The organism is Trinickia dabaoshanensis (assembly GCF_002879885.1).
GTDB classification, from domain to species: Bacteria; Pseudomonadota; Gammaproteobacteria; order Burkholderiales; family Burkholderiaceae; genus Trinickia; species Trinickia dabaoshanensis.
The window spans coordinates 78,968-96,458 of the sequence record NZ_PNYA01000014.1; the positions used below are offsets into that span (position 1 = coordinate 78,968).

Sequence of the window (17,491 nt, forward strand, 5' to 3'; positions counted from 1 at the left end):
GATGTCGACTTCTCCTCGTCAAATCGATGGCGCTTACGCTCGGTCGTCCGATGCACGCCCCGCCATGGGCTATCGGACGCTTTGGCGTTGGCATTTTTATGCCGCGCTTTTCGTCATGCCCTTTCTCGTCGTATTGGCGATCACGGGCACGATCTATTGCTTTCAACCGCAGATCGAACCGCTGCTCTACCCGCACCGGCTCGTCGTCGCGCCTCGTCAATCGCCGCGGCTCGATGAAGACGCATTGCTCGCCCGCGCTCGCGCGGCGATGCCGCCGGGCGCCTCCGCTACGACCGCGCGCATCACATCGCGCCCCGATCGCAGTGCCGAATTCATCTTCCGGCTGCCGAGCGGGCACAAACAAAGCGTCTACCTCGATCCGTACGACGGCACCTTGCTCGGTACGCTCGACGTCGATCGCCGTCTCATGCAGATCGACCGGATGATTCATCGCAAGCTGCTGCTCGGCAAGACCGGCGAATTGTTGATGGAACTCGTCGCATGTTGGACGCTCGTGATGATCGGAACGGGCGTGGCATTGTGGTGGCCGCGCCGGAGCGCTTCGATCGGGGCGTTGCTGATGCCTGATTTCAGCCGGCGCGGACGCGCTCTTTGGAAAAGCCTGCACGCGACGCTCGGCATTTGGATTGCGCTCGGCGCGTTTGCATTCGTGACGACGGGGTTGCCGTGGACGGGGTCATGGGGCAAGCAGTTCAAGGCGCTCGCCACCAGCGTCAAGCTGGGCTCGCCCCCCGGCGCCTGGGGCGGGCTGCCGGTGAAGGCGATCCGGCCCGGAAACACAAACGTGGCCATGCCCGGCATGACGATGGACGAGATGCCTTTTCCCCAGGTGCCTTGGGCCGTCGGAGCGGTACGCGTGCCGGGTGCGCGCGATGCAGGGACGCCGGGCGAGCCCGCGCGCCCGATCTCGCTCGCGCACATCGTCGCAACGATGCGTGCGAACGGGCTGATCGACGGTTACGATGTCGCGCTGCCCACCTCGGCGCACGATGTCTATACAGTCTCGTATTTCCCGGCGGACCCGAAACTGGAACGCACGGTTTATATCGACCCGTACAACGGCGCGCTGTTGAAGGACATACGCTATGGCGATTACGGGGCGATCGGCAAAGCCGTCTCTTACGGCACGTCGCTCCATATGGGCCGCTATTTCGGCATTGCCAACCAGATCGTCTGCGCCCTGTTATCGCTCGGGTTGGCCGTACTTGCCATCACCGGCTGCGTGATGTGGTGGCTGCGCCGGCCCTCGGGTACCCTAGGCGCGCCCGCGCGCGAACGCCTTGCCGGGCCGATGCGCGGATGGAAGATCGCCCTCGTCGCGCTCGGCATCGTCTTCCCACTGATGGGGGCGACGCTAGCCGCCGTTTGGTCGATCGATCGCCTTCTTTTTAGCCGTGCCGCCGCATCGGCCACCGTATGAACAACGATCGCTGCAATTTCTCTCAATGCGCTAATCACCACGACAGGAAAATCATGAAACGCTCGATGAAGACCACCTTGCTGCCCCTCGCCCTCGCCGTGTGCGCCGCCCCCGCGTTGGCCGCGCCCGCCTCCTTGATGGTGTCCGATTGCTGGGTGCGCTTATTGCCCGGCGCTCTGCCGTCCGGCGGCTACTTCAGCGTCATGAACATGAGCGCCAAACAGGTCAATCTCGTCGATGTGCAAACCGACGCGTTCGGCATGGCCATGCTGCACCAAACGCGAAGCAACGGCAGTACCTCCGAGATGGTCATGGTCGAAAAGGCCCCGGTACCGGCGAACGGCACGCTCAAGTTCGCGCCGGGCGGATATCACTTGATGCTCGAACAACCGAAGCATGCGCTCAAGGTCGGAGAGTCGATCCGCATGACGTTCGTCTTCGACGACGGCGAAAAAGTGACGAGCCAATGCGCCGTGAAAAGCGCGGGGGCGACGGCGCAGTAAGGCGATTCGCGCCGATGCGGCGTCATCGCGCTAGCTGAAGCACTCGCGCCATCGCCAATTGCGGGTCATAAATATTAGTGATACCGTGACCGTCACCTCGCGCGCTCCAGTTGGCAATCGATGAAAAAATCCACTCAACGTCGACCGACCATGACCGACATCGCCAAGGCAACCGGCGTGTCGCAGTCCACCGTTTCGCTGATCCTGAACGGAGCGGTGGGCGCCAAATTCTCCGAAGGCACGCGTAGAAACGTTCTGAAGGCGGCCCAGGAGTTGGGCTACCAACTGCCCACACGCACGACGGCCCCCGTGGCCCCGGGCGAGCGCAATCTGATCGTCTACGTGGCCGACGAAATTTCCACGAGCCCGCACCCGGTCGTCAACGTAGACGGCGCGCGCGACGCCGCGTGGAATAACGGCTGCCTGCTGGCCGTGTATTCCACGCACGGCAATGCCGATATCGAACAGCGCGTGTTGCACGACGCACTCGCCAATCCCAACGTGCTGGGCGTGATCTACGCAACCGTCTACACGCGCAAAGTCGCGGTGCCGGCCCCGCTGTTGAAGGTGCCGACGGTCCTGCTCAATTGCTACTCGACCGATGCCGTCCTTTCGTCGGTGGTACCGGCCGAAGTCACCGGAGGCTACACGGCCACCGAACACCTGATCGCCGCCGGCCATCGCCGAATCGGCTTCATCAACGGCGAGACCTGGCAAGACGCGGCGAAAGACCGGCTCAAGGGATACCGTCAAGCGCTCGCCACCGCCGACCTGCCCTTCGACGAAAGCCTCGTGCGCGACGGCGATTGGAGTTCCGGCAAGGGCTACGAACTTACGCTGTCGCTGATGCGCGTGCCGAATCCCCCAACGGCGATCTTTTGCGGCAACGACTTGACCGCGATCGGCGCGATCGAAGCGGTCAAGCAACTCGGCTTGCGCGTGCCGGAGGACGTCTCGGTCATCGGCTACGACGACCAGGAAATCGCCCGCCATACGCATCCGCCGCTGACCACCGTCGTCCTACCCAACTACGAGCTTGGCCGCTGGGCCGTCGAAACCCTCTTGCAGGAAGAGGAAAACCGCGGCGCCGGTGCGCCGTTCAAGCGCCGCACGATCAAGCTCGACGGTCCGTTGATCGAGCGCGGCTCGGTCGCGCCGCCGCGCGCGGGCGAGCCGGCACCGCCCGCACGCAGTGCAGGGGATACCCTTATTAATATTCTTAATGAATAGCAAGTAATATTACTTCGCAGCAAGTCGATGAAGCTGGATATAGGCGTTATGCAAGTGGAAACCCGAGGTCGTCCACCGCTGATGTGAAGCCACGCTGCGCAGGACGATGCGGTCGATAACAACGTAGTCGGGCCCCTCCCGGGTCGAGAACAACGGAGACATAGCATGTCAAAAGCAACGCTGCGGCATCGTTTCGCCACATTGACTTTATGCGTCGCCGGCGCATGGTCGCTGGGTGCATGGGCGCAAGAGAACGGTGCGCAGAAGGTCCAAAACGCATCGACCGAAACCTGCACGAATCCCAAACCGAGCAACCTCAAGCTCAGCGGGCTCGTGGTCGGGTTCTCGCAATCGGAAAACGAACAGAATCCGTTTCGCGCGACCGAAACGGCATCCGTGCGCGCGGCAGCGAAGGCCGCGGGCGTGAAACGTCTGCTCTACACGAACGCGAACGACAATCAGGCCAAGCAAGTGGCCGATATCGAAAGCATGATCAATCAGGGCGCCCAAGCCCTGATCGTCGCGCCGAACGACTCCACCGGTTTGCAACCCGCGTTCGCGCAGGCCAAGGCAAAAGGCATCCCCGTCGTCACGATCGACCGGCAAACGGCCGGCACCGCGTGCGAAGACTTCATCACGTTCCTCGGCTCCGACTTCTACGCGCAAGGCAAACGCGCCGCGAAAGCGCTGGCCGATGCAACGGGCGGCAAGGCCGTCGTCGCCGAAATTCAAGGCGGCTACGGCAATACCGTGGAAAGCCAACGCACGGACGGCTTTGCCGAAGTGCTCAAGACCTACCCCGACATGAAGCTTGCCGCCGCGCAAACGGCGAATTGGTCGACCACGGAAGCACAGAAGGTCATGGAGCAGATTCTGCTCTCGCACCCCAACGTCAACGCCGTCTACACGCATGCGGACGTCATGACGCTCGGCGCGATCACCGCGCTGCGGCAGGCCGGCAAACTCAAGGGCGTGACGATCGTCTCGATCGACGGCACGAAGGACGTCGTGCGCGACATCTCCGACGGCATCGTCGCGGCCGACGTCGAGACCAATCCGCGCTTCGGTCCGCTCGCGTTCCAATCGCTGGCGGACTGGTTCGCCGGCAAGCCGGTCGCGCAAAAGCAGATCATGCACGACGCGCTGTACGACAAGGCCAACGCCAAGAAATCGCTGGCCGCGGGCGCGGTGTACTGATCGCCCATCGGGCATAGGCGCGCGTCGTCACGCACCGCGCGCGCTCTTTCACGCTCTAGGCTGACGCATGAACGATCCGATGCATGCAGTCCCCGACCCGGCCGGTCCCGTTAGCGGCCGGGTCGTACTCGAAACCCGCAACGCAAGCAAGACGTTCGGCGTCGTGCGCGCGTTGCGCGACGTATCGCTGACGCTTCGGGCCGGCGAAGTACACGGTCTCGTCGGCGAGAACGGCGCGGGTAAATCGACGCTGATCAAAACGCTCACGGGTTTTCATCGGCCGGACGAAGGCGCGGTCGTGCTCGACGGCACACCCGTGACATTCGATTCGCCGCGCGCCGCGCAACAACTCGGGGTATGCGCGGTCTATCAAGAAATCAATCTGATTCCCGATCGCAGCGTCGCCGAAAATATCTTCATCGGTCATGAACCGAAACGCTTCGGGTTCCTAATCGATCGCCGCGCGATGAATGCGAAGGCCGACGAAATACTGCAACGTTACGGCCTCATGGTGGACCCGCGAGCCAAGCTTGGCACGCTCGGCCTCGGCGAGCAGCAGATGGTATCCATCGCGCGCGGCGTGTCGCTTGGCGCGCGCGTGTTGATTTTGGACGAGCCGACATCGGCCCTCTCGGGCACGGAAGTCGACGTGCTCTTCAAAGTCGTCGATCGATTGAAAGCCGACGGCATCGCGCTGTTGTTCGTGAGCCACCGGCTATCCGAATGCTATCGGCTCTGCGACCGCTTCACGGTCATGCGCGACGGCGCCGTCGTCAAGACCGGCACGCCCGGCGAGTTGCCGCGCAACGCGTTGATCGCCGCGATGCTCGGGCGCGAAGGACACGGACAGGGCACGCGTGCCGGCGAGCGAGCGCTTGAAGCGGCCGAACGCGCCGAGCCCGCGCTGGATGTCGAGGGCCTGCGCTGGAGCACACGCGTGCGCGAGGTATCGATGCGCATCGCGCCGAAAGAGATCGTCGGGCTTGCGGGACTGCTCGGCTCCGGCCGTACCGAGACCTTCAAGGCCGTTTTCGGCGCGCAGCGGGCCGATGCGGGCGTCGTGCGGCTGAAGGGGCGAGCGCTCGGCGGCGCGGGCCCGGCTCGCTCGATCCGCAGTGGACTGGCGTTTCTCTCCGAGGACCGCCGCTCGGAAGGCATCTTCCCTCGCCTGTCGGTGCGCGAGAACATCGTCGCCTCGGTCTTGCCGCGCATCGCTCGCTTCGGCTTTATTTCGCGCCGCAAGGAAGATGCGCTCGTCAAGCAGTACATCGAGCAACTCGGCATCAAGACAGCGGGGCCGAGTGCATCGATCTCGACGCTCTCGGGCGGTAATCAGCAAAAGGCACTGATTGCGCGCTGCCTATCGACGCATCCCGCCGTGCTGCTGCTCGACGACCCCACGCGCGGTATCGACGTCGGCGCGAAGGCCGAGGTTCATCGCGTGATACGCGGGTTCGCCGACGAAGGACTCGCGATCGTCGTGACGTCCTCCGAAATGGAAGAACTGCTCGAGCTGACCGATCGGCTCGTCGTACTCAACGAAGGCATCAGCATCGGCGAGATACAAACGCGGGACGCAAGCGCGGACGACGTGCTTGCGATGCTCGCGACCCACGCGCCGTCGCTATGAACCTGCTACCAGCGAGGAAAAGCTTGAGTCTTTCCACTCCCGCGGCTCCGGGCACGCACGCCACCCGGCAGCCGGGCCATGCGGCGCTCGCGTGGGCCCGCGAAAACAGCGTCTACATCGCGCTCGCGTTGCTCGTTTTGCTGAATCTGGCGTTGACGCCGGGGTTTTCGAATCCGCTCGCCGCCCGCAGCCTGCTGTTCGAATCCGCGCCCGTCATCCTCATCGCGCTCGGCCAGAACCTCGCCATCGCCACACGCGGCATCGATTTGTCGGTCGGCTCGCTCATGGCGCTTTCAAGCGCGACCATCGCCGTATTCCTCGACTACGGCACCGGCACGGCTATTTGCGCGGGTATCGCGATCGGATTGGTCTGCGGCATTTTCAACGGCGCACTGGTCTCGATCGTCAAGATCGATCCGCTGATTTCGGGCCTTGCGCTACTCGTCGCCGCGCGCGGGCTGGCGCAAGCGCTGGTGGGCGGTTCGCGCGTCAACCTGCCCCCCTCGGACGCGTTCGATCTGCTCGGCACGGGTGCCGTCGGGCCGATCCCGGTCGTCATCCTCATTGGGCTCGCGCTGGCAGTGCTGATTGCGGTGGTCGTTCGACGCACGACGTTCGGACGCTACGCGATTTTGATCGGCGCCAGCCGCGGCGCGGCGTTCCTTGCCGGCATCCCCGTGCGGCGCACGCTGTTCATGGTCTATGCCGCGAGCGGCATCCTGGCCGGATTCGCGGGCGTGATCGCTTCGTCGCGCCTGGGCGCGTCCGACCCGAACTATGTCGGCGTGAACTTCGAACTCGATTCGATCGCCGCCTCGGTAATTGGCGGCACGCCGCTGTCGGGCGGCCGCATTTCGATCGTCGGCACCGTCTTCGGCGTGGTGCTCTTGCAGGTGCTCGACGCGAGTTTCATCATGAACAACATCAGTTTCACCTATGCGCAGATCCTGAAAGCGGTGTTCATCGTCGTGGCGCTGTACCTGCAACGCCAGGGAGGCTGACGCGAACATGAACACCGGTCTCGACTCAGCGGATTTGAAAGCCGATACCCACGCGGCCAGCCGGCCCGGCCAGCAGCGGGAGAGCCGGCATCGCGCGCAGGCACGAGCGGCATCGACCGGGGGCAACGCGCCGCTCGGCAACAACAAGGAACGGCGCAATCGCATCGTCCGGGTGGTGCAAGCGCGCGGCGCGATCGGCATTTTGATCGTCGTCAGCCTCATCGCCGGCGCCATCTTCCCCGACTTTCTTCATCCGGCGAACCTCGCCGATATCGTCTCGGCGGGCTCGTTTTTGGGGCTCATCGCGATCGGTCAAAGCCTCGTCATCGTTCTGGGGGGCTTCGATCTGTCGGTAGGCTCCATGGTCGGGCTCGCCACGGTGATCGCGGCCTACGCCGCGCCGTACGGATGGGCGGCGGCGCTCGTCGCGCCGATCGTGGCGGGATCGTGCGTCGGTCTCGTCAACGGCGTGCTGATCGCCCGCGCCCGGATGGCACCGTTCATCGTCACGCTCGCCGCGTTGCTCGGGCTCAAAGGTCTTGCGCTCGTGCTCGCGAATCAAGACCTCTTGATCGCCAACCCGGGCTTTTTTGCCCATCTCGCCAACGGCTCTCTCCTAGGCATCGGCAATCTGATCTGGATCTTGGCGATCGCCTATGCGCTTGGCGCGCTCGTACTCAATCACACCGCCTATGGCGCCGCCATTTTCGCGATCGGGGGTAACGAGGAAGCCGCGCGCATGCTCGGCGTGCGCGTCGAGCGCGTGAAAATCGTCACGTACGGCTTGAGCGGCGCGCTGGCCGGCTTCGCCGGCGCACTGCTCGCGTCCCATCTCGACTCCGGCCTCTCGGGTGCGGGCACCGGCTATGAATTGCAGTCTATCGCCGCCGCGGTCATCGGAGGCGTCTTGCTCACCGGCGGCGTGGGCACGATGGCGGGGCCGCTCGCGGGCGTGATCCTGCTCGGCGTCATCGAAAACGTCATCAATCAGATCGGCACGCTGAGCCCGTATTATCAAAACCTCGCCAGCGGCGCGTTCTTGCTGATCGCAGTCATTGCGCAAACGGTGCTGACGAGTTCGCGCAAGGCATAACCGCGCCGTCGTCACCTCTTCGGAACCCGGGCCGGCCGCGTGGGCGCGACTTGGCCCTGTCTCCACGATCCCCCTTCTCGTACAGGCTCCTTCGGCACATACGCTTCAGTTTTTTCAAAACATGCCGTTGACCAGGGAAATCGTCGCGCTCGGCGCGTGTAATCAATTCGAAAGCTAGTTAATCACGCTTGGAGCCGCGACGCTTCGCTGTTTCGATATCGATACGGCGTGCGCCGATTAGGCAAGATTCGACAATGGAAGCAACGCTTATCCAAGTACCCGTCGAGCGCCGTCACCGCTGGGCGGCCGCGGCCGGCGCCATCGCGCTCGTATGCGTCGTACTCGCGGCTTGGTCGCACTTGACAACGCAAGCCGCCGTGTTGCGCCCGTTCATACCCATCTTCGCGACATCGGTCGCGCTGACCGAAGGATTGACGGCGTTTCTACTGTGGACGCAATACCGCGCTTGCGGGCGGTTCTATTTCGCCATATTGGCGAGCGCGTACGCTTTCACGACCGTCGCGGCGGCGTTTCATTTGGCCGTGTACCCAGGCGTGTTCGTTACCGTTTCCTCGCGCAGCGACGGATCGCAAACGGCCATTTGGATTTGGCTGTTTTGGCGCGGCGCTTTCGCATGCCTCGTGACCGCGGCCCTCGCGGCGCGAACACGGCCGCCCGTTCAACTTGCGGCGCGCCGGTGCTTTTTCGGCGTCGTCACGATCGTTGGCGCAATCGTGTTGTCCGCCGCCCTGTGCCAATGGGCCATTGCCGAGCGAGCGACACTGCCGGACCTCGTCGCAAACGCTGGAGCCTATCGGCACTTGTCGGTGAATCCCGCCACGCTTGTCGTGGCCGCTCTATGTTTCGCGGCTTTATGCATTCATATTTCGGCGACTCGGCTGCGGACGTTGATGGATCTTTGGCTTGCCGTCGCGCTTTTTGCGGGACTGGCCGACGTGGCGTTGACGCTCGGGGCGGGAGCGCGTTATAGCGTGGGTTGGTACGCGGCTCGTATCGCCTCGATGGTCTCGGCCAGCGCGTTACTCGGGATGCTGATGTACGAGACGAGCCGCACGTATTCGAAACTCGCCGATGCGCACCGGGCGCTCAAGGCGTTTTCGGTGAGAGACGGTTTAACGGGTGTCTTCAATCGCGCGCATTTCGACGAACGTTATGCAAGCGAATTGGCACAAGCTATGGATCGCGCGTCCGCGCTGACGATCCTTTTGGTCGACGTCGATCATTTCAAGCATTTCAACGACGCATTCGGTCATCTTGCCGGAGACGAATGCTTACGCCGAATCGCGCGAACGCTCGATGCGGCATTGACGCATCGAACCGAATTCGTTGCCCGCTATGGCGGGGAGGAGTTCGTCGTCGTGCTTCCGGGTTGCGGCGCACACGCTGGCTTGGTCACAGCCGAACGCCTGCGGCAAGCCGTTGTCGACTTGGAAATGGCCGCGCCGACGCCCGGTATGCCCTATGTGACGATCTCCGTCGGTCAAGCATCGAGCGATTCGGGTCTCGACAGTCGCCCCGCCGACTTGCTGGCCAGTGCCGATGCGGCGCTTTACCGGGCCAAGACGTTGGGCAGAAATCGGGTGGAGGGCGAGGTATCACCTGGGCCGAAGACTGCATTCAGTGAGCCTAGCGCCATCTATTCCAGTTAAAGCGAGCGTCTAGCAGACGATCGCGCCGCGAGGCAGCGAAATACGAAAGATGCTGCCCTTGCCTTGCTTCGGCTCGTACTCCAACGTGCCCCCGCTGAGCCCAATCGCCCATCGGGCGATGGCCAGCCCGAGCCCGGAACCGCGCGTGGCCCGCGAACGACCCTCATCGATTCGATAAAACCGTTCGAAGATTCTTTCGCGGTGCTCAAAAGCGATACCGGGACCGTTGTCGTGCACTTCGACGAGCGCCTGCTCACCGGGACAGCGCAGCACGCGCACCTCGATCTCTCCTTGCGCCGGTGTGTACGCGATGGCATTGCCAATGAGATTGATGAGGGCTTGTTCGAACATCGGTTTGTCCAGCATGACATTCAGGTCGGCTTGCTCATGAAAGACGAGCGTTTGTTCCTTCTCCTCCGCCAACACGCGCAGACAATCCACGACCCCGCGCGAGACCTCCGCGAGCCGGACCGCCGCAAGGTCTCGCGGCCGATGCGGCGACTCGGCCCGGGTCAACGTGAGCAGGCCCTCCAGCAGGCGAGTCATACGCTCCGTTTCCTCCAGAATGCTACCCATCGCGTCTTCATAACGCGCGGCATCGTACGGACCACTCATGGCGTTGTCACCGAGCGTTCTGATGACGGCCAATGGCGTACGAAGCTCGTGGGAAGCATCGGCCGTGAATCGCCGCAAGTTTTCAAACGAGCCCTCGAGCCGATCGAAGGTCTCGTTGAATACGCGCGCCAGACGATCGAATTCATCTCGTTGCTGCCCAACGGTTAACCGCTCGGACAGACGATCGGCTGAAATCGCTTGAGCTTTGCGCGCCATGTCGTCGATCGGCGAGAGAAACCGCCCCGCTAGGAAATAGCCTCCGGAAAAGCTAACGAGCAAAATGCCGGGAACGGACAACGACAACACCCATAGCAGCCTACGCAGGTTTTGAACCGTCTGTTCGTTATCTTCCGCTACCCCGATTCTCAACGATCGGCCCTCGAACGGGACAGCGGCCTCGCGCAAAGCATAGTGCCGACCGCTCGAGGAGGCGCGAACAGCGTACCCGCGCGAATCGGCGCGTACCGGGGCCAAGATTGCCGCCCTCGTCCAAGCCGCGCTCGTATAAACCGGCCGGCGATCAGTCGCGACGTAAAAGCTTATCGCCGGCAACGCTTGTTCGGCCGACACAAGACTGCTCGGCGTTTGCACCACCGCATTCGTCACCGACAAAAGCATGGCGTCCAACCGCGCCCTCGATTCGGCGATGCAGCCGTAGCGAAACGTCACGAAGACGCAGCAGGCAAACACCAGATAAATGAATGAGATGGACAGTGAATACCAACACGTCAGACGCCAACGGACGCTTCCGGCGAAAAACCTCATCAGTCAGGCTCCCGCGCGATGAACCCGACACCGCGAATGGTTTGAACGATCGGGAATGCGAAACCCTGATCGATTTTTTTTCGCAGCCTCGCCATATGAACGTCGATGACGTTATCCAACGGCACTGCTCTGGCCGACACTTTCCAAATGTCGCGCGCCAACATCTCCCGCGTGACAATGGTGCCCTCGCGCCGCAGCAGATATTCGATGATTTCAAACTCTTTCGTGGTCAACTCGATCGGGCGATCGTCGCGCGCGACGCTACGCGTCAGCAAATCCACTTCAAGGCCGGCAAGCCGCAGCGTAGTCGCATTTTCGCCGCGTCCCCGCCTTAGCAAAGCACGGATGCGGGCAAGCAACTCCGGTACCGCGAACGGCTTGACGAGGTAGTCGTCGCCACCGCTATCCAGGCCCAGCACACGGTCCTCGACGGTATCCTTCGCCGTAAGGATGATGACCGGCGTCTGTAGCTTAAGCCTCCTTAGCGTCGATAACACGTAAATGCCGTCTCGGCCCGGCAGCATGAGATCGAGCACGATCAAGTCGAATTGCCGCTCGTTCACCAGAAAGAAGGCTTCCTCGCCCGTATGGGCGATTTCCACGGCATACCGCTCGAACTCGAGGCTCTCTTTCAAAGCGAGAGCAAGTTTCTCTTCGTCTTCGACAATCAGAATGCGCATCGTACGTGGTCCTGATCCCCGTCCCTTTAAAACGCAAGCATACCTGTGGCAGTGCTACGCGATGCGAGAACGGTTTTCCCCGAGAGCGATACGCTCAGATACGAGTGGTCAAGTCGAGCAGCCATGGAGGCGAACTATCGACCGCCCAAGCTTCGACGGCCTTGTCGAGACCGCTTAGCGTCAGTACCCCGAGCAACAACAGCGAACCCCCAAGCAAGTACTTTCCATGCTTGCCGGCCAGCGCCAAACCACCGCGCCATCGGGCCGCCGCCGCACGTGACGCCAAGCCCAGCAGCAGCATCGGCGTACCGGCGCCCAAGGCGTAGATCGCCATGAGCATCGACGTTTCAACCAAGTCTTTGCCGCGCGCGGCGAGAGCGATCGCACCGCCTAGCGTAGGCCCGACACAAGGACTCCATACCGCACCCAATGTCAAACCGATCACGAACTGGCCGCCGATACCGCGGAGCTCCATCCGCTGAAGAAAAATTTGACCGCCCGTCGATACGCCGCTCGCGAGCGATGCAAAACGCCGAGAAAGTGCCGGTACCAGCAAAATGGCTCCGGCCGCCAGCAACAAGATCGCGGCACCATAGCGGAACGCACTTTCGCTGAAGCCGAGCATCGTGCCGACGCTCGCGAGGAAGGTGCCCGCCGCCGTGAAGGAGAGCATGACGCCCGCCGTCAATGCTAGCGGCCCGAGCCGATTCGACGCGGCCGCGCCGCCGAGCACGATCGGCAGCAAGGGCAACACGCATGGAGAAAGCGTGGAGATGACACCCGACAAGTACCCGAACACATAAGTTGCAAGCCCGAAGCCCATGACTATCCCTTCGCGACAGAAGCTGCGTCACAGTGCTTTAGCGAACAATGCCTCTATCGAATCCTTGTCGGTATCCGCCAGCGAGCGCCCCAGTTCGACTTGGCCTCGATAGGCGACGAAAAGGCTACGTTTCGATAGATCGAGGGTTTTCATGATGTCTTTGTCCGCATCTACGTCGACGACCAGGACTGGTAGGCGCTTGAAACGCGGTTCTTGCTCGATCGTACTCAATAAATCTTTCTGCTTTCTACAGATCGGGCACCAACCGGCATCGGTATGGACGATGAACGGTTCGCCCTTGCGGCGAAGATCCTCATAGGTTCGCGCGTCGAAATGGATCACTTGCGCGAATGCTGTCAGGCTCATCGCCGATAGCAGTGCGCCGATAAGAACTTGCCGGGCCTTCATGAGATTCTCCTTTGAGTCGTCTCGCGACGAGTTGCGCAAGACTACCAGCCGGACTTTTCAGGGATCAACTGAAGCTTTCGTGAACAAAAAGTAAGGAAATTGGCCGCCTATCGGCTCTTTTTCGCGCCGGCGGGCGGCTGCTTCAACGGCCGCTCGGGCAGCGGCGTGGACATGACGATCGAGGTGCGCGTCTCGCCGTAAAGATTGATGCGGCCGATCAGCCGTTCGAGATCCGCCATGCTGACGGCGACCAATTGCATGATGTACGAGTCCGCGCCCGTCACGTGGTGGCACTCGAGCACCTCCGGGATCGTCTCGAGCAGCTTCAAGAACTTCGTTTTAGCGGGCTGCTGCACCGTGATCGCAATCAATGCCGTCACCAGATAGCCCGCGGCGGCCGGATTGACGCGCGCGGCATAGCCCTCGATGACGCCCGCTTCTTCGAGCCGCCTGACGCGCTCGATCACCGCCGGCACCGACAAAGCGACTTGGCGCGCCAGCTCGGTATAAGTCATTCGGCCATTGTCTTGCAATAGCGACAGTAGCTTCCAATCGAGATCGTCCATTGCGCTGAAGTTTTTAAGGTCGATGGCACATTCTCCCTTAAAAAACGCCTGTTGCGTCGACGCCGATACGCCTACGATCGAGTCTGGTATCCAACTCCATCACGAGGCGACATCGGACATGCTGTTCCTCAAATCCATGACGATCGGTCTATCCATCGCGGCGCCGGTCGGGCCGATCGGCATGCTGTGTATTCAGCGCAGCCTCAGCCGAGGCTTTCGCTACGGCTTCGCGACGGGCTTGGGCGCCGCGTGCGCGGACGCCATCTACGGCTTGCTCGGCGCGCTCGGAATCGCCGGCATCGCGACGGCCCTGCCTGGGCTGAGCACCGTCCTCAAAATCGCGGGAGGCGCGTTCCTGCTGTGGCTAGCGTTCTCGATCGCGCGTGAAAAACCCGTCGCGCAAGATGCGGATGCCGCCGTACCTCGCGCCTCGACGGCGCGCGCGTTCTTGACGACGTTCGGGCTAACGCTGTCGAACCCGATGACGATCATTGCATTCATCGGCATATTCGCCGCGCTAGGGCCGATGGCGACTCCATCCGGTGCCGCGGGCGGTTCGCGGTGGTTGACGGTCGGACCCATGGTGGCAGGTGTATTCGCGGGCTCGGCCGCCTGGTGGCTCTGTTTGAGCGGTGCGAGCGCCGCCCTCGGCAAGAAAATGCCCACTTCATTCATGCACGGTATCGCCCGAGCGTCGGCGCTAGTCATCGGCGTGTTCGGGGCAGTTCAATTGATCGCCGGCGTGCGGTACCTCATTTAGCCGCCGCACGCGGCAAAACCGTCCAGCGGCGCTCCAGGCGAATGCCTTGGATCGACGCTGGTGCGGTCAAACCCGATTCATCTCAGCCTCGAGCCTCGACGTCAGCAACGCATATTTCTCGGGCGACGTATCGGCCAGCGCCGATTCGCGGCTCGAGGCCGTATCGTCGTAGGGGATCGGCTCCTTGAATTGGCTCACCGTGATGTCCCACTTTTTTCCGTCGATAAGATTGTAGAAATGCGTTCCGCCCACGGTCCGGGTGCACAGAATGTCGCCGCCGAAATAGGCTTGCACGACCAGCGCGGTAATACTGCAGTGATTTTGTGCCGGATTCGAAGGCGACCATGCATCGGTCGGGCTCGACGTGTCACCCGACCATACGCGGGAAATGACTCGGTATAAGTCGATGGGCGTTGCGAACTTACTCGTTTTAAGCGACGTCATGGTTTCATCTCAGGTTGAGCCGACAACGTACGGGGTAAGCCAAAAAACAAAAGCCCCGTCGGGATCGGCGGGGCTTCGTAACACGGGGCGCTGCAAACTTTTAACGCACGCACGCTCCCGGCCGCAACCCCAAGTGGGTGTGCCAATGATGGTGCAAGGCGGTGGAGAGCGAGAGCGAATGCATGGGGAACGAGTGTGCCTGCAATGAGTAATGTCGTCAATCCAGTTTTCGAGCATTCGAAGACCCAAGATCGCCACGAGCAAGTACGCGATTCCATATGGCATGATCGAAGGCCCGAATGCAAATCAGAAAATTGAGGCCTGTCATGAGCGTATCGTTGGTTGTCTTAATCGAAGTGCAAGCCGGTAAATCGCAACAGCAAATCGAGGCGTTTCGCGCAATCGCCCCCTTGGTTCGAGCCGAGGCTGGATGCATCGAATACGAGCTTCATCGCGTGCAGGGCAACGACGAGCAATTCGTGATAACCGAACAGTGGGCGTCGGAAGATGCGCTCGCAGCGCACAGCGTCGCGCCGCACATGACCGAGGCGGCGGAGAAGAACAAGGCCTTTCGCGCCGGTCCGGCCAAGCTGCTCAAGTTGATGCCTGTCTAGCTCGAGCGGCGGCGGCTCGTTCCACGCCCCCGGCGGTGAGTTTCGGCATCGCATTTGCTGTTCCTGCATAAACCCATCGCGCGTCCTATAGTCATCAAGGGTCGCCCTCCGCGACTCTCACATGATCCGGACAACGCCGGAATCGGGTTCGGCCACTCATTCAGGAGCCAACGATGCGTACGATGAAAGCCGTGCAGGTAACGAGTGCGGGCGGACCGTTCGAACTCGTGGAACGCGAGGTACCCGAGCCGCCGGACGGCCATGTCTTAGTCAAGGTCCAAGCCTGCGGCATCTGCCATAGCGATTCGCTGACGAAGGAAGGCATGTGGCCGGGGTTGCAGTTTCCGCGCGTGCCGGGCCATGAAGTCGCGGGCGTCATCGATAAGCTCGGTGCCCGCGTCGACGATTGGCGAGTGGGACAGCGCGTGGGCGTGGGTTGGCACGGTGGGCATTGCGGTCACTGCGAGCACTGCCGGCACGGCGATTTCGTGCTTTGCAAAAACGGCCAAATCCCCGGCATCAGCTACGACGGCGGCTACGCCGAGTACATGGTGGCGCCGCAGGAAGCGTTGGCGCGCATGCCCGACGATCTTTCCGATATCGATGCGGCCCCTCTCCTGTGTGCCGGCATCACGACGTTCAACGCGTTGCGGCACAGCGGCGCGCACGCGGGCGACGTGGTTGCCATTCTCGGCATTGGCGGTCTCGGCCACCTCGGCGTGCAGTATGCGAGCAAGATGGGCTATCGGACGGTAGCGATCGCGCGCGGGCAAGACAAAGCCCCGCTCGCGAAAGAACTCGGCGCGCACCACTACATCGACAGCGCGGCGCAAGACGTCGCGCAAGCGTTGCAAGCGCTCGGCGGCGCACGTGTGATCCTGGCCACCGCGACCAGCGGCAAGGCCATGACGGCCGCGATCGGCGGTCTCGGCTTGAACGGCAAGCTGATCATGGTCGGCGTTTCCGAAGAACCCGTCGAGGTCCCGATCACGCAATTCATCATGGGGCGCCAATCCGTTCAAGGCTGGCCCTCGGGCACCTCGGCCGACTCGCAGGACACGCTCGCATTCAGCGCCTTGACGGGTGTGAGGCCGATGATCGAGCCCTACCCGCTCTCGCGTGCGGCCGAGGCTTACGATCGGATGATGAGCGGCAAGGCACGCTTCCGGGTCGTGCTGACACCGGGTAAGTGAGCCCGCCACTCCGACCGCGCCGGGGAGCGTTCGCCCCGTTATAGCTGACTCATTCCGCCGTCGATGACGATTTCGGTGCCGACGATGAAAGCCGACTCGCTCGATGCCAGATGCAGCACGGTCGCGGCGACTTCCCTCGGCTCGCCGAAGCGGCCTGCGGGCACCTGGCCGCGGATGCTTTCCGCTGCGGCGGCAACCTGATCGGCTTGCAGGCCGAGCTTGCCGTAGAGCGGGGTCGTCACCGGGCCGGGGCTCACGACGTTCACCCGCACGCCGCGCGGCAAAAGCTCGGCTGACAGCGTCTTCGCAAACGAAATCAAGGCCGCCTTGCTCGCGCCGTAGATCGCTGTGTTCGGCATGCCGATATGCGCATTGATCGAGCCGTTCAGCACGATCGACGCCCCTTGATTCAGCAGCGGCGAGAGCGCTTGCAGTTGAAAGAAGACGCCCTTCACGTTGCTGTCGAAGATCAAGTCCCAAAGCGCCTCGTCGGCTTGCGCAAGCGATGCGAACTTCGCCACGCCGGCATTGAAGAAAACCGCATCCAACCGCACGCCCGCTTCTTCCAACGCGGCTGCGAGTTCCCTTGCGGCGGCTGCCGTGCCTGTTTCGTTACGCACGCTAAGCGCCATCGAGCCCAGTTCGGCCTTTGCCCGATCGAGTGCTTGCGCATCGCGGCCCGTGATGACGACGCGTGCACCCTCGGCGATGAACGCCTGAGCGGCCGCGAAGCCGATGCCGCTGCTTCCGCCCGTAACCAATACCGTTTTTCCCGAAAAGCGATTCATGATTCTCTCCACCAAAAAATGTCGTTCGACGACGTTGAATTCATGATGGACGCGTTCGGCGTCTATGCCG

General features: G+C 62.4%; 18 protein-coding genes. 11 read left to right on the plus strand and 7 right to left on the minus strand.

The window, feature by feature from the left end; translation table 11 throughout:
- The first annotated feature begins 1 nt into the window (after window position 1).
- The 8 genes from C0Z18_RS16565 (at window position 2) to C0Z18_RS16600 (ending at window position 9,765) form a co-directional block, all read left to right on the plus strand.
- Window positions 2-1,441, plus strand: a complete 1,440-nt coding sequence (locus C0Z18_RS16565; protein WP_102646579.1) for a PepSY-associated TM helix domain-containing protein — start codon at window positions 2-4, stop codon at window positions 1,439-1,441.
- 53 nt (window positions 1,442-1,494) lie between these two features.
- On the plus strand, window positions 1,495-1,944 hold the full coding sequence (locus tag C0Z18_RS16570) for a copper chaperone PCu(A)C (RefSeq protein WP_233217340.1): 450 nt from the start codon (window positions 1,495-1,497) through the stop codon (window positions 1,942-1,944).
- 150 nt (window positions 1,945-2,094) lie between these two features.
- A complete protein-coding gene (locus C0Z18_RS16575; RefSeq protein ID WP_233217341.1) occupies window positions 2,095-3,174 on the plus strand; it encodes a LacI family DNA-binding transcriptional regulator in 1,080 nt (359 codons plus the stop codon).
- Between the two features lie 165 nt (window positions 3,175-3,339).
- Complete coding sequence (locus C0Z18_RS16580; protein WP_102646506.1) at window positions 3,340-4,371, plus strand: ABC transporter substrate-binding protein; 1,032 nt, start codon at window positions 3,340-3,342, stop codon at window positions 4,369-4,371.
- Window positions 4,372-4,438: 67 nt separating this feature from the next.
- A complete protein-coding gene (locus C0Z18_RS16585; RefSeq protein WP_199189467.1) occupies window positions 4,439-6,001 on the plus strand; it encodes a sugar ABC transporter ATP-binding protein in 1,563 nt (520 codons plus the stop codon).
- A gap of 23 nt (window positions 6,002-6,024) precedes the next feature.
- The gene (locus C0Z18_RS16590) at window positions 6,025-7,002 is read left to right on the plus strand and encodes an ABC transporter permease (protein WP_233217342.1); all 978 of its coding nucleotides are present in this window, start codon (window positions 6,025-6,027) and stop codon (window positions 7,000-7,002) included.
- A 7-nt stretch (window positions 7,003-7,009) separates the two neighbouring features.
- Entirely contained in the window at window positions 7,010-8,095 is a 1,086-nt protein-coding gene (locus tag C0Z18_RS16595) for an ABC transporter permease (RefSeq protein ID WP_102646508.1), read from the plus strand.
- A gap of 254 nt (window positions 8,096-8,349) precedes the next feature.
- Window positions 8,350-9,765: a sensor domain-containing diguanylate cyclase gene (locus C0Z18_RS16600; protein WP_102646509.1), complete on the plus strand. Its 1,416-nt coding sequence runs from the start codon at window positions 8,350-8,352 to the stop codon at window positions 9,763-9,765.
- A gap of 9 nt (window positions 9,766-9,774) precedes the next feature.
- Here C0Z18_RS16600 and C0Z18_RS16605 read toward each other — a convergent pair whose 3' ends face one another.
- From C0Z18_RS16605 to C0Z18_RS16625, 5 genes are all read right to left on the minus strand, one after another.
- Window positions 9,775-10,998 (minus strand): sensor histidine kinase, encoded by a 1,224-nt coding sequence (locus C0Z18_RS16605; protein WP_233217347.1) that lies wholly within the window; start codon window positions 10,996-10,998, stop codon window positions 9,775-9,777.
- Window positions 10,999-11,144: 146 nt separating this feature from the next.
- Entirely contained in the window at window positions 11,145-11,825 is a 681-nt protein-coding gene (locus C0Z18_RS16610) for a response regulator transcription factor (protein ID WP_102646511.1), read from the minus strand.
- A 94-nt stretch (window positions 11,826-11,919) separates the two neighbouring features.
- On the minus strand, window positions 11,920-12,648 hold the full coding sequence (locus tag C0Z18_RS16615; RefSeq protein ID WP_102646512.1) for a cytochrome c biogenesis CcdA family protein: 729 nt from the start codon (window positions 12,646-12,648) through the stop codon (window positions 11,920-11,922).
- Window positions 12,649-12,675: 27 nt separating this feature from the next.
- Window positions 12,676-13,056, minus strand: coding sequence for a thioredoxin family protein (locus C0Z18_RS16620; RefSeq protein WP_102646513.1), 381 nt, complete (start codon window positions 13,054-13,056; stop codon window positions 12,676-12,678).
- A 107-nt stretch (window positions 13,057-13,163) separates the two neighbouring features.
- On the minus strand, window positions 13,164-13,622 hold the full coding sequence (locus tag C0Z18_RS16625) for an Lrp/AsnC family transcriptional regulator (RefSeq protein WP_102646514.1): 459 nt from the start codon (window positions 13,620-13,622) through the stop codon (window positions 13,164-13,166).
- Window positions 13,623-13,740: 118 nt separating this feature from the next.
- On the opposite strand from C0Z18_RS16625, the gene C0Z18_RS16630 reads away from it, so the two are divergent.
- Window positions 13,741-14,382: a LysE family translocator gene (locus tag C0Z18_RS16630; RefSeq protein ID WP_102646582.1), complete on the plus strand. Its 642-nt coding sequence runs from the start codon at window positions 13,741-13,743 to the stop codon at window positions 14,380-14,382.
- A 66-nt stretch (window positions 14,383-14,448) separates the two neighbouring features.
- Here C0Z18_RS16630 and C0Z18_RS16635 read toward each other — a convergent pair whose 3' ends face one another.
- Window positions 14,449-14,826 (minus strand): YunG family protein, encoded by a 378-nt coding sequence (locus C0Z18_RS16635; RefSeq protein ID WP_102646515.1) that lies wholly within the window; start codon window positions 14,824-14,826, stop codon window positions 14,449-14,451.
- A 326-nt stretch (window positions 14,827-15,152) separates the two neighbouring features.
- Between C0Z18_RS16635 and C0Z18_RS16640 the strand changes: the two genes are divergently transcribed.
- Both C0Z18_RS16640 and C0Z18_RS16645 read left to right on the plus strand, forming a co-directional pair.
- Window positions 15,153-15,440 (plus strand): putative quinol monooxygenase, encoded by a 288-nt coding sequence (locus C0Z18_RS16640; protein ID WP_102646516.1) that lies wholly within the window; start codon window positions 15,153-15,155, stop codon window positions 15,438-15,440.
- Window positions 15,441-15,613: 173 nt separating this feature from the next.
- Window positions 15,614-16,633, plus strand: coding sequence for an alcohol dehydrogenase (locus C0Z18_RS16645; protein ID WP_102646517.1), 1,020 nt, complete (start codon window positions 15,614-15,616; stop codon window positions 16,631-16,633).
- 38 nt (window positions 16,634-16,671) lie between these two features.
- Here the strand turns inward: C0Z18_RS16645 and C0Z18_RS16650 are convergent, their stop codons facing one another.
- The gene (locus C0Z18_RS16650; RefSeq protein WP_102646518.1) at window positions 16,672-17,421 is read right to left on the minus strand and encodes an SDR family oxidoreductase; all 750 of its coding nucleotides are present in this window, start codon (window positions 17,419-17,421) and stop codon (window positions 16,672-16,674) included.
- Window positions 17,422-17,491 lie beyond the last annotated feature (70 nt).